25 protein-coding genes are annotated in these 23,271 nt (G+C 63.9%); 11 read left to right on the plus strand and 14 right to left on the minus strand.

From position 1 onward, the window contains the following. Positions 1-11 precede the first annotated feature (11 nt). Together J4G43_RS01075 and J4G43_RS01080 are read left to right on the plus strand one after the other, a co-directional pair. The gene (locus J4G43_RS01075; protein WP_208083811.1) at positions 12-485 is read left to right on the plus strand and encodes a hypothetical protein; all 474 of its coding nucleotides are present in this window, start codon (positions 12-14) and stop codon (positions 483-485) included. A 119-nt stretch (positions 486-604) separates the two neighbouring features. Continuing rightward, positions 605-2,839, plus strand: a complete 2,235-nt coding sequence (locus tag J4G43_RS01080; RefSeq protein ID WP_225004569.1) for a PAS domain-containing hybrid sensor histidine kinase/response regulator — start codon at positions 605-607, stop codon at positions 2,837-2,839. 272 nt (positions 2,840-3,111) lie between these two features. Here J4G43_RS01080 and coaA read toward each other — a convergent pair whose 3' ends face one another. From coaA to hisB, 7 genes are all read right to left on the minus strand, one after another. Then, on the minus strand, positions 3,112-4,068 hold the full coding sequence (gene coaA, locus J4G43_RS01085) for a type I pantothenate kinase (protein WP_028150152.1): 957 nt from the start codon (positions 4,066-4,068) through the stop codon (positions 3,112-3,114). Positions 4,069-4,092: 24 nt separating this feature from the next. After that, positions 4,093-4,413, minus strand: coding sequence for a phosphoribosyl-ATP diphosphatase (locus tag J4G43_RS01090; protein ID WP_028150153.1), 321 nt, complete (start codon positions 4,411-4,413; stop codon positions 4,093-4,095). Between the two features lie 78 nt (positions 4,414-4,491). After that, complete coding sequence (hisF, locus tag J4G43_RS01095) at positions 4,492-5,265, minus strand: imidazole glycerol phosphate synthase subunit HisF (protein ID WP_028150154.1); 774 nt, start codon at positions 5,263-5,265, stop codon at positions 4,492-4,494. A gap of 10 nt (positions 5,266-5,275) precedes the next feature. Beyond that, complete coding sequence (gene hisA, locus J4G43_RS01100) at positions 5,276-6,013, minus strand: 1-(5-phosphoribosyl)-5-[(5-phosphoribosylamino)methylideneamino]imidazole-4-carboxamide isomerase (RefSeq protein ID WP_208089223.1); 738 nt, start codon at positions 6,011-6,013, stop codon at positions 5,276-5,278. Then, on the minus strand, positions 6,010-6,660 hold the full coding sequence (hisH, locus tag J4G43_RS01105; RefSeq protein ID WP_208083812.1) for an imidazole glycerol phosphate synthase subunit HisH: 651 nt from the start codon (positions 6,658-6,660) through the stop codon (positions 6,010-6,012). The genes hisA and hisH overlap by 4 nt, the downstream gene beginning before the upstream one ends. Then, positions 6,657-7,187 carry a DUF2628 domain-containing protein gene (locus J4G43_RS01110; RefSeq protein WP_028150157.1) on the minus strand — a complete coding sequence of 177 codons (531 nt, stop codon included), beginning with the start codon at positions 7,185-7,187 and terminating at the stop codon, positions 6,657-6,659. Before J4G43_RS01110 ends, hisH begins: the two co-directional genes overlap by 4 nt. Positions 7,188-7,252: 65 nt before the next feature. Then, positions 7,253-7,846: an imidazoleglycerol-phosphate dehydratase HisB gene (gene hisB / locus J4G43_RS01115; protein WP_208083813.1), complete on the minus strand. Its 594-nt coding sequence runs from the start codon at positions 7,844-7,846 to the stop codon at positions 7,253-7,255. A 190-nt stretch (positions 7,847-8,036) separates the two neighbouring features. Here hisB and hslV point away from each other — a divergent pair, with 190 nt between their 5' ends. The 5 genes from hslV (at position 8,037) to J4G43_RS01140 (ending at position 12,382) form a co-directional block, all read left to right on the plus strand. Further along, entirely contained in the window at positions 8,037-8,597 is a 561-nt protein-coding gene (gene hslV / locus J4G43_RS01120; protein WP_028150159.1) for an ATP-dependent protease subunit HslV, read from the plus strand. A 17-nt stretch (positions 8,598-8,614) separates the two neighbouring features. Beyond that, entirely contained in the window at positions 8,615-9,100 is a 486-nt protein-coding gene (locus J4G43_RS01125; RefSeq protein ID WP_208083814.1) for a GNAT family N-acetyltransferase, read from the plus strand. After that, positions 9,097-9,714, plus strand: a complete 618-nt coding sequence (locus J4G43_RS01130; RefSeq protein ID WP_208083815.1) for a DUF2585 domain-containing protein — start codon at positions 9,097-9,099, stop codon at positions 9,712-9,714. Before J4G43_RS01125 ends, J4G43_RS01130 begins: the two co-directional genes overlap by 4 nt. A gap of 49 nt (positions 9,715-9,763) precedes the next feature. Further along, positions 9,764-11,068, plus strand: a complete 1,305-nt coding sequence (gene hslU, locus J4G43_RS01135; RefSeq protein ID WP_208083816.1) for an ATP-dependent protease ATPase subunit HslU — start codon at positions 9,764-9,766, stop codon at positions 11,066-11,068. A gap of 189 nt (positions 11,069-11,257) precedes the next feature. Next, entirely contained in the window at positions 11,258-12,382 is a 1,125-nt protein-coding gene (locus J4G43_RS01140; protein ID WP_208083817.1) for a hypothetical protein, read from the plus strand. Here the strand turns inward: J4G43_RS01140 and J4G43_RS01145 are convergent. Genes J4G43_RS01145 through J4G43_RS01155 form a run of 3 tightly spaced genes read right to left on the minus strand, consistent with a single transcriptional unit; the run spans position 12,379 to position 15,204 of the window. Beyond that, complete coding sequence (locus J4G43_RS01145; protein ID WP_208083818.1) at positions 12,379-12,969, minus strand: Smr/MutS family protein; 591 nt, start codon at positions 12,967-12,969, stop codon at positions 12,379-12,381. The two genes, J4G43_RS01140 and J4G43_RS01145, sit on opposite strands and share 4 nt — an antisense overlap. Continuing rightward, on the minus strand, positions 12,966-14,519 hold the full coding sequence (gene mltA, locus J4G43_RS01150) for a murein transglycosylase A (RefSeq protein ID WP_208083819.1): 1,554 nt from the start codon (positions 14,517-14,519) through the stop codon (positions 12,966-12,968). Before mltA ends, J4G43_RS01145 begins: the two co-directional genes overlap by 4 nt. Continuing rightward, a complete protein-coding gene (locus J4G43_RS01155; RefSeq protein ID WP_063980275.1) occupies positions 14,497-15,204 on the minus strand; it encodes a Tim44/TimA family putative adaptor protein in 708 nt (235 codons plus the stop codon). Before J4G43_RS01155 ends, mltA begins: the two co-directional genes overlap by 23 nt. 413 nt (positions 15,205-15,617) lie before the next feature. Here J4G43_RS01155 and secB point away from each other — a divergent pair, with 413 nt between their 5' ends. Next, the gene (gene secB, locus J4G43_RS01160; protein ID WP_028150166.1) at positions 15,618-16,103 is read left to right on the plus strand and encodes a protein-export chaperone SecB; all 486 of its coding nucleotides are present in this window, start codon (positions 15,618-15,620) and stop codon (positions 16,101-16,103) included. Here the strand turns inward: secB and dnaQ are convergent. Genes dnaQ through J4G43_RS01180 form a run of 4 tightly spaced genes read right to left on the minus strand, consistent with a single transcriptional unit; the run spans position 16,094 to position 18,923 of the window. Continuing rightward, the gene (gene dnaQ / locus J4G43_RS01165; protein ID WP_208083820.1) at positions 16,094-16,816 is read right to left on the minus strand and encodes a DNA polymerase III subunit epsilon; all 723 of its coding nucleotides are present in this window, start codon (positions 16,814-16,816) and stop codon (positions 16,094-16,096) included. The two genes, secB and dnaQ, sit on opposite strands and share 10 nt — an antisense overlap. Positions 16,817-16,843: 27 nt before the next feature. After that, positions 16,844-17,443: a dephospho-CoA kinase gene (gene coaE, locus J4G43_RS01170; RefSeq protein WP_028150168.1), complete on the minus strand. Its 600-nt coding sequence runs from the start codon at positions 17,441-17,443 to the stop codon at positions 16,844-16,846. Positions 17,444-17,466: 23 nt separating this feature from the next. Further along, positions 17,467-18,075 carry a Maf family protein gene (locus J4G43_RS01175; RefSeq protein ID WP_208083821.1) on the minus strand — a complete coding sequence of 203 codons (609 nt, stop codon included), beginning with the start codon at positions 18,073-18,075 and terminating at the stop codon, positions 17,467-17,469. A gap of 8 nt (positions 18,076-18,083) precedes the next feature. Beyond that, entirely contained in the window at positions 18,084-18,923 is an 840-nt protein-coding gene (locus J4G43_RS01180) for a pyruvate, water dikinase regulatory protein (RefSeq protein ID WP_028150170.1), read from the minus strand. A 459-nt stretch (positions 18,924-19,382) separates the two neighbouring features. On the opposite strand from J4G43_RS01180, the gene hemJ reads away from it, so the two are divergent. From hemJ to mnmE, 3 genes are all read left to right on the plus strand, one after another. Next, positions 19,383-19,817, plus strand: a complete 435-nt coding sequence (hemJ, locus tag J4G43_RS01185; protein WP_028150172.1) for a protoporphyrinogen oxidase HemJ — start codon at positions 19,383-19,385, stop codon at positions 19,815-19,817. Between the two features lie 247 nt (positions 19,818-20,064). After that, positions 20,065-21,330, plus strand: a complete 1,266-nt coding sequence (rho, locus tag J4G43_RS01190) for a transcription termination factor Rho (protein ID WP_045004625.1) — start codon at positions 20,065-20,067, stop codon at positions 21,328-21,330. Positions 21,331-21,647: 317 nt separating this feature from the next. Beyond that, positions 21,648-23,006 (plus strand): tRNA uridine-5-carboxymethylaminomethyl(34) synthesis GTPase MnmE, encoded by a 1,359-nt coding sequence (mnmE, locus tag J4G43_RS01195; protein ID WP_208083822.1) that lies wholly within the window; start codon positions 21,648-21,650, stop codon positions 23,004-23,006. The last annotated feature ends 265 nt before the right edge of the window (positions 23,007-23,271 follow it).

The raw sequence follows: 23,271 nt of genomic DNA on the forward strand, positions 1-23,271 counted from the left end.
AGTAGCGTGTCATGTTGCGTTTCAAGATCCTGGCCTCGGTTGTTCCCCTGCTGGCGGCCGCGGTGTTCGCCCGCGGCGAGATCGGATCGGTCTCGCACCCCTGCATCGCGCTTGGCGAGACTTCAGTCGAGCTGACATCCCTGTTCTGGACGGCCGGCGTCCATGTCGCCTTCACCGACGATCTGTCGCGGGCCACGGTGCGGGTTCAGATCACCGACGATCCGGACGCGGCGGACTTCGCGGTCGTGGACGACGGTCTCGGCTCCGAACCGGATTCCTGTCAGGTCAATCCGGCGACGCGCCTCGTCACGATTGCCACGGAGCCGGTCGACGGCGGCCCGGTGATTTACCTGTCCACCGACGGGCCGGCCGATTACCGCATCTATGTGCGCTCGAAGTCCTTTTCGCAGCGCGAGGCCGCGGCGCTGATCGTCGGTGCCAATGGCGGCCACCGCCCGCTCCCGCTCCAGGCCGCCTCGCTCTGAAGCGTTAACACCTCGTCAACCCTGTTTGGAGGCCGAACCAAAGCCTCAAGCTGTTCGCAAGGTCGGCGAGACATCGTCGCAATTGGCGACGCGGGGTTTCGGAGCAAGAGTCGGGGTCGATGGCGATGGATCGGACGTTCCGGATCAAGGTGCGCATGCGCCGCTTCAGGCGACAGCATCCTCGCATCGCGTTCGCGATCCGCTCCTTCATGATCTTCTCGGCGACGTTCGGCGGCGCCTATGGCTTCGTCTCCGGCAGCCGCTCCGAGAACTCCGGCTACGATCCCAATACGTTTGCGGTCGGAGCAAGCTTCCTGTTCGCGCTCGCCTGCCTCGGCCTCGCCACGCTCAGCATGCGGCTGCGCTTCGTCAACAAGCGGATGCGGAAGCTGGCCGCCCACAACGAGACGCTGATCGACCGCAATTGGGAACTGAAGGAAGCGGAAGAGCGCGCGCGCAGCCTGTTCGAACAGCAGGGTGACCTGATCGTGCTGCGCGACCATCAGGGCCGCATCACCTTCGCCAACGACGCCTATTGCGCGCTCGCAGGACAGGCGCGCAACGTGCTGGTCGGCACGCGTTTCGATTTCGACGTCCTCGAGCAGGGCGACAGCGCCCGCGAAAGCAACGGCACGCGCATTCACGACCAGAGGATCACCACCCCGCACGGCGCGCGCTGGATCGCCTGGCGCGAGGGCTATGTCCGTCTCGATGCCGGCCAGCCCGCCGAATTGCAGAGCGTCGGACGCGACGTCACCGACCGCACCGAGACCGAGCGCGCGCTGTCGGACGCACGCGACCAGGCCGATGCCGCCAACCGCGCCAAGTCGCGCTTCCTGGCGATGGCCTCGCATGAGATCCGCACGCCACTCAACGGCATCATCGGCATGGGCGGCCTGTTGCTCGACACCGCGCTGACGCCGGAGCAGACGACCTATGCCAGGGCGGTGAAAACCTCCGGCGAAGCCTTGATGGCGCTGATCGAGGAACTGCTCGACTATTCCAAGATCGAGGCCGGCAAGCTCGATCTCGACCAGCGCCCGTTCGCGCTCTCGACCATGATCGAGGAGATCACCGAGCTGCTCGCACCGCGCGCGCAGGCAAAGACGCTCGAGATCGCCGCCTATGTCGACGAGCGCCTGCCGCTCGAGGTCGTCGGCGATGCCGCGCGGTTGCGCCAGGTGCTGCTCAACCTCGCCGGCAACGCCATCAAGTTCACCGCGACCGGCGGCGTCGCGCTGATCGTCGAACCCGGCATCTGGCCGAACGAGATCAGCTTTCTGGTGCGCGACACCGGCATCGGCATCGCACCCGAGGCGCGAACGCGCATCTTCCGCGAGTTCGAGCAGGCCGACGAGCGCGTCGCCCGCACCTATGGCGGCACCGGGCTCGGCCTTGCCATCAGCGAACGCATCGTCAAGCGCATGGGCGGCCGCATCACCCTGGAGAGCGAGCCGGGCAAGGGCTCGACCTTCGAGGTCGCGATCCCGCTTCCGCCATCGCAATCCGGCGCGGGACAGACGGCGTTCCCGAGCCCTGATCTCACCGGCAAGTCGATCCTCCTGATCGCCGACGGCATCGAGGCCTCGCTGATCGCGCGGCGGCTGGAGCGCTGGGGCGGACAGATCTGCCTCGTCTCGGATGGCGCCGTCGCAGAGGCGCTGCTGCCGGAGCGCTCATGGCATGCGGTGCTGGTCGATCGTGCGATCGGCGCCGCCATCGCCGACCATCTCGGCGAGGTCGCGCGCAAGCATGCGACGCAGCGGCTGGTGCTGCTGACGTCGAGCTCGCGTCACGAGAAATTTTCAGCTTCTTTCACCGGCTTCCTGATCAAGCCGTTGCGCGCCGCTTCGCTCGCGGCACGTCTCGCGCTGACGCCGGAGGTCGCCTCGCCCGAACTGGCGCCGGAGCCGCCGGCCGCCTCCCCCGCCGGCGTCGTAACGGCAAAGGGCCTGTCGATCCTCGTCGCCGAGGACAACGAGATCAACGCGCTGCTGATGCGCTCGCTACTGACCAAGCTCGGCCACCGCGTCGTCATCGCCGTGCATGGCGAGGCGGCGCTGGAATCCTGGCTCGCGGCGTCATCGGCCGGCACGCCCTACGATCTCGTGCTGATGGACATCCAGATGCCGCAGCTCGACGGCATCGAGGCGACGAAACGCATCCGCACGCATGAGGCCGCCAAGGGCGGCCACCACACGCCGATCCTCGCGCTCACCGCCAATACGCTGGTGGAGGATCGCTATGCCTGTTTCGAGGCGGGCATGAACGGATTTCTGATCAAGCCGCTCGACCGCGACAAGCTGGACGAGGCGCTGGCCGGGCTGGCGGCGGCGCGGCATCTGATGGTGTAGGAAGGTCTCTCCTCCGTCATTGCGAGGAGCCCTTGCGACGAAGCAATCCAGAATCCCTCCGCGGAAAGATTCTGGATTGCTTCGCTGCGCTCGCAATGACGCTGTGGCTGCAGGCGTGCGCCAAACACCGATGCCGTAGGGTGGGCAAAGCCAACGGGTCGCGCGAATGCGCGCCCGATGACAGGCTCCGCGTGCCCACCATTCACGTTCAAAATGGAGATAGACGGTGGGCACGGCGCTTCGCGCCTTTGCCCACCCTACGGCACCGCGGCCTATAGCCGTCGCAGCGCCACACTCGCAACCGTGTGGTCGGCGCCCTTCTTCAGGATCAGCGTCGCGCGGGGGCGGGTCGGCAGGATATTGTCCTCGAGATTGGCGAGGTTGGTGCGTTCCCAGATCGCGATCGCGGTGGCGGTGGCTTCCTCGTCCGACAACAGCGCGTAGCGGTTGAAGTAGGATTTTGGATTGGTGAACGCGGTGTCACGCAGCGCCAGGAAGCGCTTGATGTACCATTGCCGCAGCGCCGCCTCGTCGGCGTCGATATAGACCGAGAAATCGAAGAAGTCGGAGACCACGGGCACCGCCTTGCCGTCGCGTGGCAGCTTGCCGGTCTGCAGCACGTTGACGCCCTCGACGATCAGGATGTCGGGCTGGTCGATCTCGGCCCACTGGTTCGGCACGATGTCGTAGGTCAGATGCGAATAGACCGGCGCGCGCACGTGGCGGCGGCCGGCCTTGATGTCGGAGAGGAAGCTGAGCAGCAGCGGCAGGTCGTAGCTCTCCGGAAAACCCTTCTTCTGCATGATGCCCTGCCGCTCCAGCACGGCGTTGGGATACAGAAATCCGTCGGTGGTGATCAGTTCGACCTTTGGACGCGGCGACCAGCGCGCCAGCAGTGCCTGAAGCACGCGGGCCGTGGTGGATTTTCCGACCGCGACCGAACCGGCGACGCCGATGATGTAGGGCATCTTGCGGTCGCGGATGTTGAGGAACTGGCGCTCCGCGTAATACAGGCGCTGCATCGCATCGACATAGATCGACAGGAGGCGCGACAGCGGCAGGTAGATGTCCTCGACCTCCTGCAAGTCCAGGCGATCGTGCAGCGAGCGCAGCCGGTCGAACTCGCCGGGCTCCAGCGTCATCGGCGTGTCGTCGCGCAGTCGCGACCACTGCTCGCGCGTATAGACGCGGTACGGATTATACTGCTGCTCGGGTGCGCGGATATCCATGACGCGACCTTTCCGTTGGATCTACTAACCCTTGCGGGACGCCTTTTCTTCCAATCCGGACATATTCGTCCGCTTGTCCAGCGCGGCCTCGACCTCCTCCAGCTTTACGCCGCGGGCCTTGAGCAGCACAAGGAAGTGATAGAGCAGGTCGGCACTTTCAGCGATCAGATGCGCGCGATCGTTTTCGACTGCTGCGATTACGGTTTCGACTGCCTCCTCGCCGAACTTCTTGGCGCAATGCTCGGCGCCCTTGTCCAGGAGCTTGCGGGTATAGGACGCCTCGCCGCCGGCCGCCGCGCGGGCGTCGATGGTGTCGGCCAGATCGTGGATCGTGAAACGCGACATCGGAATTACTCAGAAACACACAAGGCTACGGAGGCCATTCCCCGCAGGCCTATGTAGCATTTTTATGATCGGGAGTCGTCAGGCATCGAGGCGCATGGCCAGCCCGCGCCGGGCCATGTGCTCCTTGGCTTCGCGAATGGTGAATTCCCCGAAATGGAAGATCGAGGCGGCCAGCACGGCCGTGGCGTGGCCGTCGCGGATCCCGTCGACGAGATGATCGAGATTGCCGACACCGCCCGAGGCGATCACGGGAACGGGAACGCTGTCGGCGATCGCCCGGGTCAGCGGGATGTCGAAGCCCTGCCGGGTGCCGTCGCGGTCCATGGAGGTGAGCAGGATTTCACCAGCACCGAGCGAGACCACTTCCTGGGCATATTCGATGGCATCGATGCCGGTCGAGTTGCGGCCACCATGGGTGAAGATCTCCCAGCGGTCGCCGCCCGGACGCTTGACCCGCTTGGCGTCGATCGCGACCACCACGCATTGTTCGCCGAATTTCTCGGCAGCTTCCTTGACGAACTCGCGCCGCGACACCGCGGCGCTGTTGATCGAGACCTTGTCGGCGCCGGCGCGCAGGAGCGTCTTGATGTCGTCAACCTTGCGCACGCCGCCACCGACAGTCACGGGCATGAAGCAGGCCTCCGCCGTACGCCGGACCACGTCCAGCATGATGCCGCGGTTCTCGTGGGTCGCGGTGATGTCGAGGAAGGTGAGCTCGTCGGCACCGGCGGCGTCATAGGCGATCGCGGCTTCGACAGGATCGCCGGCATCGCGCAGGTCGACGAAGTTGACGCCCTTGACGACCCGGCCGTCCTTGACGTCGAGGCAGGGGATCACGCGCACCTTGAACATGTGTCAGCTCCTAGGCGGTGCGCGCATTGCGGATCAAGGTGAGGGCGGCGGCGGGATCGAGCCGGCCGTCGTAAAGCGCGCGGCCGGCGATCGCGCCGGCGAGCTTCCTGGCGCGCGGCGTCAGCATCGCCTTGACGTCCTCGATCGAGGCGAGGCCGCCGGAGGCGATCACGGGAATCGAGATCGCATCTGCCAGCGCAATGGTCGCATCGTGGTTGAGGCCCTTGAGCAGGCCATCGCGCGCGATGTCGGTGAAGATGATGGCGGCGACGCCGGCATCCTCGAAACGCTGCGCGATTTCCAGCACCGTCACCTGCGAGGTCTCGGCCCAGCCTTCGACGGCGACCTTGCCGTCACGGGCATCGAGCCCGACCGCAACGCGGCCGGGGAATTTCCTTGCAGCCGCCTTCACCAGTTCAGGGTCGCGCACCGCGGCGGTGCCGATGATGACGCGGGTGATGCCCTTGTCGAGCCAGGCTTCGACGGTCGCGAGATCGCGAATGCCGCCGCCGAGCTGCACCGGGATCTTGATCGTCTTGAGCATCGCCTCGACCGCCTGCGCATTCACCGGCTTGCCGGCAAAGGCGCCGTCGAGATCGACGACGTGGAGATACTCGAAGCCCTGTTCGACAAAGCTCTGCGCCTGCGCCGCGGGATTGAGGTTGAACACGGTCGCGCGCGCCATGTCGCCTTGCTCGAGGCGCACGCACTGGCCGTTCTTGAGGTCAACAGCGGGAAAGAGAATCACGGTTTCCATCGCAAAAAGTTCGAGATCAGGGCCAAGCCGAAACGCTGGCTCTTCTCGGGGTGGAATTGGGTGCCGATGGCGGTGTCCTTCGCGACGATCGCGGTGACGGGTCCACCGTAATCGGCGCGCGCGAGCACGTCCGCCTCGTTGGCGGCGTTGAGGTGGTAGGAGTGCACGAAATAGGCGTGCTGGCCCTTGGGGCCGAGCGGCAGCCTGTCCAGCACCGGATGCTCCTGCAGCAGGTCGAGCGTGTTCCAGCCCATGTGCGGGATCTTCAGGCTCTCGTCGCGCGGCATGATCTTCTCGACGTCGCCGCCGACCCAGTTCAGGCCGTCGGTGATGACGTGTTCCTTGCCGCGGCTCGCCATCAGCTGCATGCCGACGCAAATACCAAAGAAGGGCCGCGCCTTGACGCGGACCGCTTCGGTGATCGCCTCGACCATGCCGTTGACGGCATCGAGCCCGCGCCGGCAATCGGCGAAGGCGCCGACACCCGGCAGCACCAGACGGTCGGCGCCGTAGGCCTGATCCGGATCGCTGGTGACGAAGACCTTTTGCGGAATCTCCAGGCTGCGCGCGGCGCGCTCGAACGCCTTGGCGGCGGAATGCAGATTGCCTGAACCGTAATCGATGATCGCGACGCTCATCTTGACCCTCCCGGTTCTGGAAACAATCCAATGATGCCGCCCGACGGCAGCGGTGGCGGATTCGAGAATTGCTGACCCGGCACGTTGCGGGTTGGCGGCGGGCCGCCGCGATCGACGGCCCATTGATCGTTGACGATGCCGCGCTGCTTCTGGCTCCAGCGCTCGAAGAACCGCCGCTCGGCGGTGTCCTCGTCGTCGGAGATGACGACGTCGAGCTGGCGCCACTTGCCGCGCGACAGCGTCCAGCGGCGCAGGCTCGAGGCCTCGAAACCCATCAGCACCGCGATGATCATATTGGCCAAGAAGATCGAGCTGCGGCCAACGCCGAGGCTATGCAGCCCTGCATCGAATGCAGCCAGGAAAATCACCCAGCCGATCAGCGCCAGCCAGAGCCTGTTCCAGAGCAGCCAGAACGGACCCAAAACCATCGCCCAGAAATGAAAACCGTCGCGCACGAACACGAACTTGTCGGTCGCGCGCAGATCGGCTCCGGCAGGGGAGGGAGCATGAACTGTGTAGACAGGCATGGTGATGCCCCGTTCCTAGGAATTCAGTGATACCGCAAGCGGCGCGTGCCGCGGGCCGAAAGACGTCAGCCGCCGAGCGAACCCTTGGTGGACGGGATTTCGCCCACGGCCTTCGGATCGATCGCGACGGCAGTGCGCAGCGCCCGCGCCAGGCCCTTGAAGCAGGACTCGGCGATATGGTGGCTGTTATCGCCATATAGGGTCTCGACGTGGAGAGTCACGCCGGCGTTCATGGCGAAGGCCTGGAACCACTCGCGCACCAGCTCGGTATCGAACTCGCCGATCTTGTCGCGGGAGAAGTCGGCCTTGAACACCAGGAACGGACGGCCCGAGATGTCGATGACCACGCGCGACAGCGTCTCGTCCATGGGCATGTGCACGCCGGCATAGCGGGTGATGCCCGCCATGTTGCCGAGCGCCTGCTTGACCGCCTGGCCGAGCGCGATGCCGGTGTCTTCGGTGGTATGGTGATGATCAATGTGCAAATCGCCGACCGCCTTGACCGTGAGGTCGATGCGGGAATGGCGGGCGAGGAGATCGAGCATATGGTCGAAAAAGCCGATGCCGGTCGCGATATTGGACACGCCGGTGCCATCGAGGTTCACGGTGACCTCGATGTCGGTTTCCTTGGTCTTGCGCTTGATCGTCGCGGTGCGCATTGAAAAGCGGTTTCCATTCTGGTTTTGGACCGAAAACGGCGGTCTTTTAACAGTCAAATGACGCCTTCGCTACTGCGGGAACGGCTGGCCGGGCCTCTACTTCTGCCTATGGTGAGCGAAATGGGCCCGGAGCGGCCCGTTGTATGGTCGGTCCCGACCGCCTAAATCAGGTCCGACAACGAGGTATTTGATGCAGGACTCCCAGAACAGCGCACCGGGCTGGCACGGCACCACGATTTTGACGGTCCGCAAGGGCGGCAAGGTGGTGATCGGCGGCGACGGCCAGGTCTCGATCGGCCAGACCGTGATCAAGTCCAACGCCAAAAAGGTGCGAAAACTCGGCAAGGGCGACGTCATCGGCGGCTTTGCCGGCGCCACGGCTGACGCCTTCACGCTGTTTGAGCGGCTGGAATCCAAGCTCGAGCAGTATCCGGGGCAGCTGACCCGGGCCGCGGTGGAGCTCGCCAAGGACTGGCGGACCGACCGCTATCTGCGCCGCCTGGAGGCCATGATGATCGTGGCCGACAAGGACGTCTCCCTGGTGCTAACAGGCACCGGCGACGTGCTGGAGCCCGAGGCCGGGGTCATGGCGATCGGCTCCGGCGGCAATTACGCCCTGGCCGCCGCGCGGGCCTTGATCGACACCGACAAGGATGCCGAGACCATCGTCCGCCGCTCCCTCGATATCGCCGCCGACATCTGCGTCTACACCAACCGCAATCTGACCATCGAAAGCCTGGCGACCGGCTAGGCCAGACCGAACAGGACATGGCGCCCGCCTACACCTTCCGCCCGATGAGCACGGCCGATTTGCCGCTGATCCGGCGGTGGCTGGGCGAGGCGCATGTGCGGGAATGGTGGGGCGATCCGGACGAGCAGTTTGCGCTCGTGGGCGGCGATCTCGATGAGCCGGCGATGGACCAGTTCATCGTGTTGGCTGGCACCCACCCGTTCGGCTATCTTCAATGCTATCGCCTGACAGCCTGGAATACCGGCTTCGGGCCGCAACCGGAGGGCACCCGTGGGATCGACCAGTTCATCGGCGAAAGCGACATGATCGCGCGCGGCCACGGCTCCGCGTTCATCCGCCAGTTCGTCGACGGCCAGTTGCGGCAGGGCCTGTCACGCATCGTCACCGATCCCGATCCGCTCAACGCACGTGCCGTGCGCGCCTATGAGAAGGCCGGCTTCGTCCGCGACCGCATGGTCGAGACGCCGGACGGGACGGCGCTGCTGATGGTGCGCGAGCCGTGACGCTGACCAGCACGCACGTGAGCAAGGTCGCCGTACCGCCATTGGCCTGGGTCGGCATCGCAATGCTGCTGCTGGCGCTGCAGGCCTCGATCCTGTTCGCGATGGGGCGGGTGCCGATCTGCACCTGCGGCTATGTAAAGCTCTGGCATGGCGTGGTGAACAGCTCCGAAAATTCGCAGCACATCACGGACTGGTACACCTTCTCTCACATCCTGCATGGCTTCCTGTTCTACGGCTTGACCTGGCTGCTGTTCGCGCGCCTGCCCTTCCTGCAACTGTCCTGGCCGGCACGGCTGATCGTCGCCATGCTGATCGAAGGCACCTGGGAGATCGTCGAGAACTCGCCCTTCATCATCGAGCGCTACCGTGCCGGCACGATCTCGCTGGATTATTTCGGCGACAGCATCGTCAATTCGATTTCTGACAATCTGGCCATGATGCTGGGGTTCCTCGCCGCGCGCGTGCTGCCAGTCTCGGTGACCGTCCTGCTCGGGCTCGCCTTCGAGATCATGCTGGCGCTTCACATTCGCGACAATCTGACGCTCAATATCCTGATGCTGATCCATCCGATCGACGCCGTGAAACAGTGGCAATCGGGCCCGCCCATCATCTGACGTAAAATGCGGCTTGTCCCGACCCGCATCTGATCCTAGCTAAGGTCCCATGACAGACTTCTCTCCCCGCGAAATCGTCTCCGAACTCGACCGTTTCATCGTCGGCCAGGCCGATGCCAAGCGCGCGGTCTCGATCGCGCTGCGCAACCGCTGGCGGCGGCAGCAGCTCTCCGGCTCATTGCGCGAAGAGGTACTCCCGAAGAACATCTTGATGATCGGCCCCACCGGCGTCGGCAAGACGGAGATCGCGCGACGGCTCGCCAAGCTCGCGAACGCGCCGTTCCTGAAGGTGGAAGCGACGAAATTCACCGAGGTCGGCTATGTCGGCCGCGACGTCGAGCAGATCGTGCGCGATCTCGTCGAGGTCGCGATCGCCCAGGTGCGTGAGCGCAAGCGCAAGGACGTGCAGGCACGCGCGCAACTCGCCGCCGAGGAGCGCGTGCTCGACGCGCTGGTCGGCGCCAATTCCAGCCAGGCAACGCGCGAATCGTTCCGCAAGAAGCTGCGCGCCGGCGAGCTCAACGACAAGGAAATCGAGATCGAGACGCAGTCCTCGGGCGGCGGCATGCCGATGTTCGAGATCCCGGGCATGCCCGGCGCGCAGATGGGCGCGGTGTCGCTCGGCGACATCTTCGGCAAGCTGGGTGGCCGCAGCAAGACGCGGCGCCTGACGGTGGAGAACTCGCACGAGATCCTCGTCAACGAAGAGTCCGACAAGCTGCTGGACACCGACCAATTGACGCAGGAAGCGATCAGCGCGGTCGAGAATAACGGCATCGTGTTCCTGGACGAGATCGACAAGATCTGCGCACGCGACGGCCGGGTCGGCGGCGACGTCTCGCGCGAGGGCGTGCAGCGTGACCTGCTGCCGTTGATCGAGGGCACCACGGTCTCGACCAAGCACGGCGCGGTGAAGACCGATCACATCCTGTTCATTGCGTCCGGCGCCTTCCACGTCGCGAAGCCGTCCGACCTGTTGCCGGAATTGCAGGGCCGCCTGCCGATCCGCGTCGAACTGCAGGCGCTGACCCGCGACGACATGCGCCGCATCCTGACCGAGCCCGAGGCGTCGCTGATCAAGCAATATGTCGCGCTGCTGCAGACCGAGGGCGTGACGCTCGACATCACCGCCGACGCCATCGACGCGCTCGCCGACGTCGCGGTCGCCGTCAATTCCACAGTCGAGAACATCGGCGCGCGGCGGCTCCAGACGGTGATGGAACGGGTGCTGGACGAAATCTCCTTCACCGCCCCCGACCGCAGCGGCGAGACCGTCAAGGTCGATGCGGATTTCGTCCAGAAGCACGTCGGCGACCTCGCCAAGAACGCGGATCTGAGCCGGTTCATTTTGTAATTCGGCTGCGGTCAGCTATCTATCCTGCCGTCGTCCCCGCGAAAGCGGGGACCCATACTCCCCGGCGGTTCTTGTTGGAAAAGATAGCGGCTCCAGCCTTGGTTCAAACGACATCCTGTGGTTATGGGTCCCGGGTCGCGCTTCGCTTGCCCGGGACGACAGCGGAGTTTGACGTGCCGCGGGTGCCACGTGCCCGCTAGTCTTTGGCAAAATCCCTGGCGTCTCCTGCTCGCGATCAACGCGGCGGTCATCGTCGGCGTGTTCGTCCACAAGATCCAGCTGCCGCCTTACGTCCCCTACATCCACCTCCTCGTCGACTATCATTTCGGCTTCATCAAGCGAGCGCTGATCGGCGCCATCGTCGCGCTGTTCACGGACAAGGTGCCGGTGTGGCTGGTGTTTGCGCTCGGCGGCGCGACGTGGCTGGTGACGCTGGGACTGTACGCCAGATTATTTCAGAAAACGTTCGGCTTCACCGCGAAGACGCTGCCGCTGTTCGTCTTCATCGCGGGCTCGCCGTTCTTTCTGAAGAACTTCATGCACACGCTCGGCCATTTCGACATCTATGGCTGCGCACTGGCGATCATCCTGCTGCTGATGCCAGCTGGCTCCTTGCTGTTCGTCGCAACGGCCGCGCTGTTCTCGATCATCCTCGTGCTGATCCACCACATTCATCTGCTGATGTATGTGCCGACGATCATCGCCATCGTCGTGATCAGGCACTACCTCATGCATGGCGTCACCAGAGCGAATGTCGTGTTCGGTTTGGTCGCGCTGCTTTGCGTGAGCGCGCTGTTCTTCGCGGCGCAATTCCTGGGAACGATGCCGATCCCGGAAGCGGATTTCGTCGCGTATCTGAAGACCCGGATGGCCGATCCGGCGCGGACCGACCTGCTGCAATTCGCCTACATCTGGTATCAGCCGCTGGCGAAGGAGGTTTCGGATACCTGGGGCCGCCTGCCGCACAACATCCTCGGCGTGCCGGTGTTTGCCCTGCTGATCTGGCTGCACACGCCACTCTGGCGCTATTTTGCCGGCGTGATCGGCGCGCTCGCGAACGACCTGCACCGGCGCCTCGTCATCGCGGCGCTGATCGGCATCAGCCTCGCCTATCTCGTGATGTTCGCGATGGTGTTCGACTATTCGCGCTGGATCTCGAACTGGGCGGTCTGCCTGTTCCTGATCCTGCATGCGGTGAAGATGCTGCCGGCCAAATACAATGCACCGCTGATCGCGTCGGAGGATCGGAAGACAAACATCTTCGGCCTGATCCTCACACTGATCCCGCGCGTCGGAATCGTCCGGCCGTTCTAATACCTCGCCCGGCGTATCCGTACATAGAGCGCGCCCTCGCCGCCGTGGCCGATATGCGCCTCCTCGAAGCCGACGACGAGGGCGCGGAATTCCGGAAGGCTCAGCCATTCCGGCACCTGGCGGCGGAGCACGCCGCTTTCGCCGCCGCTCCGTCCCTTGCCGGTGATGACGAGCACGAAGGTCAGGCCGTCGTGATGGGCGCGGTGCAGGAAGCCGGTCAGGGCCCGGTGGGCGCGTATCTGGGTCATGCCGTGCAGATCGAGCCGCGCCTCGATCTCGCTGCGGCCGCGCGACAATTTTGTGCGCTCGCGCTTGCCCAGCGGTGCCAGCGGCGGCATGGCCGGCTTTGCCACGCGCACAGCCGGCGCGGCAGCGATCGGCCGTGGCGACGGCGCAGATCGCGTGGCCGGCGCTGCCGGTGAAGGCTCGGTGCGCGGCGGGGCATGCGCCTTTGCCACGCGATGCTTCCGCAGCGGCTTGACCTGTTTTGCGACCGCATCCCACAGCGCGCGCTCCTCCTCGCTCAGCGCACGGCGGCGCGGCGAGGGACGAGGCTCCAGCACGGGCGGACGGGACGATCGCTTCATTGCTGTCGATGGGGACGATTCTTGACCGGCCGCCGCGGCTCCTGAACGGGCTCTATCACGGGACGCGGCACCGGCAACGGGACCGGATTGGCAACGGCGACTGTCTCACCCTTACCTTGTGCCACGGCTGCGGCCGGAGCCGCCGGCTTGGTCTGATCCTTGGGCGAATCCTTGGCAGGATCGGTCTGCGGAAACAGCTTTGCGATCTTCTCCGAGGGACGCGGGTCCGGCACCGGCAATTTCGCGGCGCGCACCGTGGGATCGAGGCCCTTCGGTACCAACATGACGAAGTGCATGGGATGGCGCAGCCGTCCCGAGACACGGCCGGCGTCCGCGCCGGCGCCGAAATAGAGATCGGCGCGCGCGGGGCCGATGATGGCCGAGCCGGTGTCCTGCGCGATCATAAGCCGGTGGAACGGCGTCTTGGAGCGTTCGGAATCGATCGGCAGCTCGCCCTCGATGAAGAACGGCGTGCCGTAGACGTGCAGCGCCTTGTCGACCGCGATCGAGCGGCCGGCGGTCAGCGGAATGCCCTGCGCACCCACCGCTTCTTCCTTGTCGGACAGATTGACCTCCCGGAAGAAGATGTAGGAGCGGTTCTGGCGGCGTAGATCCTTGGCGCCATCGGGGTTCTGCGCCATCCACTCCCTGATCTTCTGCATCGACATCTCCTCCTTCGGAATGATGCCGCGCTCGATCAGGACACGGCCGACGGCCGTGTAGGGATAGCCGTTATAGGCGTCGTAATTCAGCCGGACCGTGCCGCCGTCGTCGAACTTGATCCGCGCCGAGCCCTGGATCTGGGTGAACAGCAGATCGGTCGGGTCCTTCAGCCAGGCGATCTCCAACCCGCGGCCGGCGATCTTGCCGTCCTCGATCTCGCCGCGATCGTAATAGGGCACCAGCTTGCGGCGGCCGATCTTGCGATAGACCGGGCCCTTGTTGGGCAGGCTGACCGAGTCCTGCTTGTAGCCGCGCACGAACAGGTTCGACGGGCGACGATAGACCGGCACGTTGAAGATTTCGGTCTGCGTCCGCGATCCCTCCAACACCGGTTCGTAATAGCCGGTGACGAAGCCGTCGGGCTCGCCGAGGCGCGAGATCCGGAGCGGCGCAAAATTCTCCTCAAAGAACGTCCTGGCTTTGGCGTCGTCGGTAAGCTCGAGCGACTTGACGGCCCGGCAGGGCTCGCTCAGCGAGCCGCCAAGCGCCTTCGGTTCAGCCGCACCGGTCTGCGCGTTGATCGTCCGGCAGCTCGCGCGGAACGTCTTGTAGGCGGCCAGATGGTCGTCGTCGCTCCAGCCTTTCACGTCCGCCCAGGTCAGCGGCAGATATTGCGCACCGGGGATTTCGAACGGCAAAGGGAGCTGCGGATAGGGCAACGCGCGCGGTGGGGCGGCGGGCAGTGCCGGGAGATGATGGTGATGGCTGCGATAGTGACGCCGCGCCGCCTCGGCGCCGAGCGAAAACGACGACAGCACGACGGCACCTGCGCAAAGCGCCGTCGCGCTGTTCTTCAGGAAATTCTTAATTCGCGCTTCCGGTGCCAACCAGCTTCCAGTTTGGATCGCGAGAGGTGATATCGCGGGCGAAGGTCCAGATGTCGGTGATGTCGGCGACCGTGTCCGCACTACCGTCGACGATATTGCCACTCTTGTCGCGGGTGGCCGAGATCATCTGCGAGACGAATCGTATGGTGAGCTGAGCCGTGCGGTCGCGCAGCTCGGCGCCGACGAGCTCGGCCTTGTCGATCGAGACGAAACGCGTCTCGGTCTTCTGCTCATACTTCTCGCGTTCCTTGATGGCGGCGTCGAAGCTGTCATAGACCTCCGACGACAGCAGGTCGCGCAACGCGCGGCGGTCGCCATTGGCAAAGGCCAGCACGATCATCTCATAAGCGCCGCGGGCGCCCGAGATGAAATGGCGCGGATCGAAGGTGGAATCCTTGTCGACGATGGCGTCGAGACCCTGGGCGAGCGCGGTGCCCGGCTCGGTCAGGCCCTTCCAGCGATCGGAGGGCGGGGCCGGCTCGGCGGTCGGCGCCAGCGGGGCCTGGTCGATCACCTTGCCCGGCATGGTCACGACGTTCTTGTCCTGGGCACCCCCCAGCGCATTGCGGGCGGCGGTGCGGTCGAACGGCGGCCGCTCGTTACCCGTCCGCTGTCCCAGCACGCTGCGCAGCCTCAGAAAGATGAAGACCGCCAGCGCCAGGAAGATGATGGTGTAGATGTCCACGTCGTATTCGCTTTCTGGTCTTCGCTGAAAGGGGCCGTCTCGGGTCGTCGCCGGGAAAATCAATCCGGCCAGTAGACCGTTCCATACGGGAACGGCAAGTCTACATCACCATTTTAGGTCCGCGCGTCTGGTCCTCGGGATGTAGGCACGAAATCTTGCCCGGCCAATGGCGCCTTTTGGCACAGCGCCGAGTGTAGCGCGTTTTATGCTTAAGGGGAAACCCGATCCTGCCCGGAAATCGCGCATCTTCAATCGTTTAACGCGCGATTTCGTCAGGAGCGCCGGGTGAACGTCACAATTGCGGGGGCGGCGCGGATACCCGATCCGGGGCCGTTCGTCCTTGTGGAGTGAGGCGGCCCTATGTTAGCCAACCGCCGCGAAATTCAGCCCAAATCGGGTAAGGAGAGACTCTCATGACCAACGGCAACGGCACCCCTCCCGAGGCGGCCCAGGCTGCCCAGCTCAACGTTCTGGCGCAGTATATCAAGGACCTTTCGTTCGAGAATCCGAACGCACCGACCTCGCTCCAGCAGCAGGGCCAGCCGCCCCAGATCAACATCCAGATCAATGTCAGCGCCATCAATCTCAGCGAAACCGAGTTCGAGGTGACGCTGTCGGTCGAGGGCAAGGCCGAGACCGCCGGTAAGATCATGTTCTCGTTCGAGCTCGCCTATGCCGGCGTGTTCCGCATCACCAACGTGCCGAAGGAGAATTTGCATCCGCTGGTCATGATCGAATGCCCGCGCCTGCTGTTCCCATTCGCCCGCGAGATCATCGCGACCGCCGTGCGCGACGGCGGGTTCCCGCCCCTGATGCTCGATCCGGTCGATTTCGTCGGTCTCTATCGTCAGAATATGGAGCGGCAAATGGCCGCTCAGCAGACGAGCGGTCAGGCCTGACCAGCCGGAGAGGCGGCTGGAACGGGCAGGAACTCGTTCCAGATCGCCTTGTCGCCGAGCGTTGCGATGAAGGCCCGATGGGCCTCGCGCTCGGCATCGGAAATCCGCGGCGCGAGCGGCACGGTCCGCTGCCGCCGCGGCGCATCGCCAGCCGCATTGATTCGAATGTCCTCGCCTTCCGAAGCGAGGAGCAACTGCGATTGCCGCGCCCCGACCAGATCGACATAAACTTCGGCCAAGAGTTCGGCGTCGAGCAGCGCGCCGTGCTTGGTGCGGTGTGAATTGTCGATCGAATAACGCGAGCAGAGATCGTCGAGCCGGTTCGACACGCCCGGATGCTTGCGCCGCGCCAAGAGCAGCGTATCGACCAGCCGCTCGCGCGGGATCACGACGCGTTTGATCTTGTCGAGCTCGGCGTTGATGAAGCCGATGTCGAACGAAGCGTTGTGGATCACCAGCGGCGCATCGCCGATGAACTCCAGAAACGCATCGACGACCTCGTGGAACAGCGGCTTGGTCGACAGGAACTCGGCCGACAGTCCGTGCACCGCAAAGGCTTCCGCCGGCATGTCCCGTTCGGGATTGATGTAGACGTGATACGTCTGGCCCGTCGGCATGCGGTTGAAAATCTCGACGCAGCCGATTTCGACCAGGCGATCGCCGCGGAGCGGATCGAGGCCAGTGGTTTCGGTGTCGAGAACGATTTCACGCATGATCAAGAGGCCGTGTGAGGCAGCGAATCAGGCTCGCCGCTGCGGCATCTTAACGACCTCGGCCAGAATGTGCGTGATTTGGGCGCGCACGGGTTCAAGTCCGTGTGACGTATCCACTACGAAATCGGCCCGCTTGCGCTTCTCGGCATCCGGCGTCTGCTTGGCGATGATCGCGTCGAGCTTGGCCTCGTCCATCGTGCCGCGCTCCAGCACACGCTTGCGCTGGAGTTCCGGCGAGGTCGACACCACGACGACGGCGTCGACCCGCTTCTCGCCGCCGGTTTCGAACAGCAGCGGGATATCCAGGACCACGACGGGCGCCTTGGCTGCTTCCGCATCGGCGAAGAATTTTTGCCGGGAGGCGCCGAGCATCGGATGGACGATCTGCTCGAGCTGCTTGATCGCGGCCGGATCATGCACGACGCGCGCGGACAGTTTTGGGCGATCCACCTTGCCGTTCGCGGTGGTGCCGGGAAAGGCGGCCTCGATCGCGGGCGCAGCCTCGCCCTCATAGAGCTGATGGACGGCGGCATCGGCGTCGTAGACGGGAACGCCGGCCTCCGCGAACAATTTCGCGGTGGTGGATTTTCCCATCCCGATCGAGCCGGTCAGTCCAAGGATCCGCATCAGCAGGCAGCCGTTTCTGTCGTTCACACTGCAACTAGCCGTTCGCGCCGCAGGAACGCAAGCAACGGCAGCAGCGGCAGCCCGAGAATGGTGAAATGGTCACCTTCGATGCGCTCGAACAGATGGCTGCCGAGGCCTTCGAGCTGATAGGCGCCGACGCTGGTCGTCACCGCATCGCCGGCAGCGTCGAGATAGGCTGAAAGCTCCGTCTCGGTCATCGGCCGCATGGTCATGCGGGCCACCGAAACATCCTCGAAAACGATCTTGGCATCTCGCGCCACGGCCACCGCGGAATTCAGCGCGTGGCTTTTGCCGGCGAGGTCGAGCAGTTGCGTCATCGCCTGTGCGCGGCCTGCGGGCTTGTTGAAGAGACGCTCGCCGAGAGCCAGGGTCTGGTCGGCACCGATCACATAGCTCCCTGGATGACAGGCCGAGACCGCCTTGGCCTTCTCACGCGCCAGCAGCAGGGCGATGTCATGCGGGCCTGAAAGCTTCGAGGCGGCCTGAATGCCGCGCTCGTCGATATCGGCCGTAATCGCCTTGAACTCCAGTCCGGCACTCGCCAGCAGCATCTTTCGCGCGCTGCTCTGCGAGGCCAGTATCAACGGAGTTTCGCCGCGCCAGAGAGACATCGCCGAAACTATCCCGTGGGCCGGTTGCGCTGGCGATCGCTGTAGAGCTTCATGATCGCCGCGGCGGTTTCCTCGATCGATCGCCGCGTGACATCGAGCAGCGGCCAGTCGTGCTTGGCGCTCAGCTTGCGCGCGAACGCGACCTCGTCGGCGACCGCCTGCCTGTCGGTATAGGTGTCGCCGCTGGTATCGGCACCCATCGAGAGCAGGCGGTTCTGGCGCACCTGGATCAGGCGTTCCGGCGTGGCATGCAGGCTCACCACCAGCGGCCGCGTCAGGGTCTCCAATTGTGCCGGCACCGGAATGCCCGGAACCAATGGCACGTTGGCGGTGCGGATGCCGCGATTGGCCAGATAGATCGACGTCGGTGTCTTGGAGGTGCGTGAGACGCCGACGAGCACCACGTCGGCATCATCAAGGCCTTCGACATGCTGGCCGTCGTCGTGGATCATCGTGTAGTTCAGCGCGTCGATGCGCTTGAAATATTCCGCATTGAGGACGTGCTGGGCGCCGACGCGGCCCGTGGTCGCGGCGCCGAGATAGGCTTCGAACAACTGCATCACCGGCCCGATGATCGACAGGCTCGGAACGTTGATCTGCTTGCACTTGTCCTCGAGCCTGGAGACCAGATCCTTCTCCAGCAACGTGAACAGCACGATCCCCGGCGCCTCCTCGATCTCGTCGAGCACGCGATCGAGCTGCTTCTGGCTGCGCACCAGGGGATAGACATGCTCGACCGGGGTAACGTTGGCGTACTGCGCCGCGACGGCGCGCGCGACGGTGATCAGCGTCTCTCCGGTGGAGTCGGAGACCAGGTGGAGATGGAAATAATTGTTCGAGGTCGGCACAAAAGCCCTTTGTATGGAGGCGGTGTGGTTTGTGGATTTCTGTGGACCTTAACCCCTCGGAAAGGGTTGCGCGACACCAGGGGCGGGACAAGTGCCAATTTTCTTCACACCACTGCCCATCGGAACAAGTCCGGCGACCCGTTGAGAGGAAAACGGGATTGCGCGGACAACCCCCTTGATAAGCTGCCGACAGAAACGCGCAAGCCTTTGAAGCTGGCCGACTTATCGAAGGCCGCCGGAAGCATCAGGGATATGTTGATGGATGTGAACAAGCGCACGTGAACGTGCGGACGGAATTGTGTGAGTCCTATTCACGGTCACATAGACTCAAACCTTAAGAATCTAAGATTCTAGATTAGAGGAAGGCGCTACGGACGGATAAGTGTGTAGGGTGAGACCTTAACGAGTTCTTACTATCCCCAGCGTTCCCTGCGCTGGACAGAAAGCCGGGCGCAGAAAATGTTCGAAGACGTCTATCTCTGGATCAAGGCGCTGCACGTGATCGCCGTCATCTCCTGGATGGCGGGCATGCTGTATCTGCCGCGGCTGTTCGTTTATCACTCCGAGGCCGAGATCGGCTCGAAGCAGTCGGAAACGTTCAAAGTGATGGAACGCCGGCTGCTCAAGGCGATCATCAACCCCGCCATGATCGTCACATGGCTTGCCGGGCTCTATCTCGCCTGGTCCGGCCACTGGTTCTCGTTCGGCTGGCTGCACGTAAAACTGGCACTGGTCCTGGCGATGTCTGGGGTCCACGGCTTTTTTTCACGCTGGTGCAAGGATTTCGCCGCCGACCGGCGTCCGCGTAGCCAGAAATTCTATCGAATTATCAATGAGGTGCCGACTGCTCTGATGATTTTGATCGTCATCATGGTGATCGTGAAGCCGTTCTAGGCAAGGCTTGCGATGAATCGCTCAGCGCTTCGGCTTGCGGAGTGGAAAGCGATTTTCTATATTGGCGACATCCCACCCAACGCAGGCGGATGTGGTTTTGTCTGAGCTTTCCAGAGGCCGGACACCGCATCAGGTTTGAAGCCTCACCGGCGCTCTCCTTGCCAGACCTGCGGACCTTACCTTCTCGCGTCCGCATTTCAGAGCCTCCTCGCACCCCCTCCCAAGGTTACCCCACAGGACCACCCCAATGCGGGAAATTAAACTCCAGGACCTCAAGTCGAAGACGCCGGCCGAGCTTGTCTCGTTCGCGGAAGAGAATGGGGTCGAGAATGCCAGCACCATGCGCAAGCAGGAGCTGCTGTTCGCCATCCTCAAGCAGCTCGCGATTGCTGAAACCGACATCGTTGGCGAGGGCGTCGTCGAGGTGCTCTCCGACGGCTTCGGATTCCTCCGCTCGCCGGACGCCAATTATCTGCCGGGACCGGACGACATCTACGTTTCGCCCTCGCAGATCCGCCGCTTCGGCCTGCGCACCGGCGACACCATCGAAGGCCACATTCGCAGCCCGAAAGAGGGCGAACGCTATTTTGCGCTGCTGAAGGTCAACACGCTCAATTTCGAAGACCCGGAAAAGGCCAAGCACAAGGTCAATTTCGACAACCTCACGCCGCTGTTTCCGAATCAGCGTTTCCGTATGGAAATCGACGACCCGACGCGAAAAGACCTTTCTGCAAGGGTGATCGATATCGTCGCGCCGATCGGAAAGGGCCAGCGCGCGCTGATCGTCGCGCCGCCGCGCACGGGTAAAACCGTGCTGATGCAAAACATCGCGCATTCGATCGCGCACAATCACCCCGAATGCTATCTGATTGTGCTGCTGATCGACGAACGTCCGGAAGAAGTCACGGACATGCAGCGCTCGGTGAAGGGCGAGGTCGTTTCGTCGACCTTCGACGAGCCGGCGGTTCGTCACGTCCAGGTCGCCGAGATGGTGATCGAAAAAGCAAAACGGCTGGTCGAGCATGGCCGCGACGTCGTCATCCTGCTCGATTCGATCACGCGCCTGGGCCGCGCCTACAACACCGTGGTGCCGTCATCCGGCAAGGTCTTGACCGGTGGTGTCGACGCCAACGCGCTCCAGCGCCCGAAGCGCTTCTTTGGTGCCGCCCGCAATATCGAGGAGGGCGGCTCGCTGACGATCATTGCAACCGCGCTGGTCGATACTGGCAGCCGCATGGACGAAGTCATCTTCGAAGAGTTCAAGGGCACCGGTAACTCCGAACTGATCCTGGACCGCAAGGTCTCGGACAAGCGCACCTTCCCGGCGATCGACATCTCGCGCTCCGGCACCCGCAAGGAGGAGCTCATCACCGATCCGCAGGTGCTCAAGAAAATGTATGTGCTCCGCCGCATCCTGAACCCGATGGGCACCATGGATGGGATCGACTTCCTGCTCGACAAGCTGCGCTCGACCAAGAGCAATTCAGAGTTCTTCGACTCGATGAACACCTGAGTGCGATGCAGCATGAGATCAGAGGGCGCCTTCGGGCGCCCTTTTTCTTTTGTGCGGCTTTGCTGCGGAAGAAATGCAGCATGGCGATGGGACGAAAGGAAAATCCGGGTCTTCCGGAAGTTATTGATATCTTTACGTAATGCTTGACGCTGGCTGACCATTTGGTGCTTGGGCGAGGCTGCCTTCGCAGCGAAATGCTGCGCCTTATGTTGCATCGCAATAGAGCCGTTGCTGCGGGCCAGAGCGCAGCAAAAGGGGGCGTCGGCATCGCGAGAACGGGCCGTTTGCCTTTTCCCCGCCAGCCGGACAAATAGGCCATGCATCCGCGAGACCAGACCATCTTTGCGCTGTCGTCCGGCCGTGCGCCCAGCGCGATCGCCGTGGTGCGCGTCTCGGGCCCGCAGGCCGGCCTGGTCCTGATGAGGCTCGCGGGCAAGCCGCCGGCGCCGAGACAGGCCAGCCGCCGGCTGCTCCGCGATGGCGCGGGCCAGGCGATCGACGACGCGGTCGTGCTCTGGTTTCCGGGGCCGGCCAGCGCGACCGGCGAGGACGTCGCCGAATTTCACGTCCATGGCGGCCGCGCGGTGCTCGCGGCACTCCTCTCCGCTATTTCTTTTATTCCGAATACGCGCGCGGCCGAGCCCGGCGAATTCACGCGGCGCGCCTTCGAGAACGGCAAGCTCGATCTCACCGAAGCCGAAGGTCTCGACGATCTCATCCATGCCGATACCGATCGTCAGCGCCGCCAGGCACTGCGCCAGTTGCAGGGCCTGCTCGGCGATCGCGCGCGCGACTGGCGCGAGCGCATCATCGAGGCCTCGGCGCTGATCGAGGCCGGCATCGATTTTTCCGACGAGGGCGATGTGCCGGCCGAGTTGAGGGCGCCGGCGGTGAAAGCGATCAAAGCGCTGCATGACGAAATCGCAGAAGTCCTTGCGGCACAGGGACATTCTGAACGCCTGCGCGACGGCCTGGTGGTCGCGATCGCCGGCGAGCCGAATGTCGGCAAGTCGACGCTGATCAATCAGCTCGCGCGCCGCGAGGTCGCGATTGTCTCGCCCTATGCCGGCACCACGCGCGACGTGATCGAGGTGCAGCTCGATCTCGACGGCTACCCGGTCACGGTGATCGACACGGCTGGCATCCGGCAGACCGACGATCCCGTGGAGCAGGAAGGCGTGCGCCGGGCGCGAGCCCGAGCCGAAGATGCCGACCTCGTGCTGTGGCTGGTGGAGGGTGGGCGCACTGTCGATCCGGGCGCGATGCAATCGCTGGTGAAGTCCGGCTCCGGGCGTGATCAATCGGGCGGCTCGATCTGGATCGTCCGCAACAAGATCGATCTGGGCGAGGTGGGGGACGTCGGGCTGCGCGGCGAGTTCGGGATCTCGGCGAGCCGGGGGGACGGAGTTCCCGACCTGATCGACGCGCTCGTGAAATTCGCCGCCGAATTTTTCGGGGCAACCGAGGGCGCTTTGGTGACCCGCGCCCGCCAGCGAGATCTGTTGCGCCGGGCCTCAGACAGCTTGCGCCGAAGTCTGGAGCTTGTAGAAGACGGCGAAGAGCTTGCCGCCGAAGAGCTGCGTGCTGCGGCCTATGCCTTGGGTCGGCTGTTGGGCCGGGTCGACGTCGAGGACGTCCTCGGGGCCATCTTCCAGAAATTCTGCATCGGAAAGTAGACTAGTTCTTCATTGTAGAACTAGCGCTTGTTCCAGTCCTTGTGTTTCACGTGAAACGGCAATGGGATGGGTTCCGGGCCGTTTCACATGGAATAGGTGCTTGCAGTTTCGTAGCCCGGATGAAGTGAAGCGCAATCCGGACGGCTCCGCAGCCGGAACACCTTTCCCGGATTTCGCTGCGCTCCATCCGGGCTACAAGCTTCCTGCTGTTTCACTGAAACAGGTGGTGGGCGCTTCCGGCCTGTTTCACGTGAAACGCGAGCGG

The organism is Bradyrhizobium barranii subsp. barranii, from assembly GCF_017565645.3.
Taxonomy (GTDB): Bacteria; Pseudomonadota; Alphaproteobacteria; order Rhizobiales; family Xanthobacteraceae; genus Bradyrhizobium; species Bradyrhizobium barranii.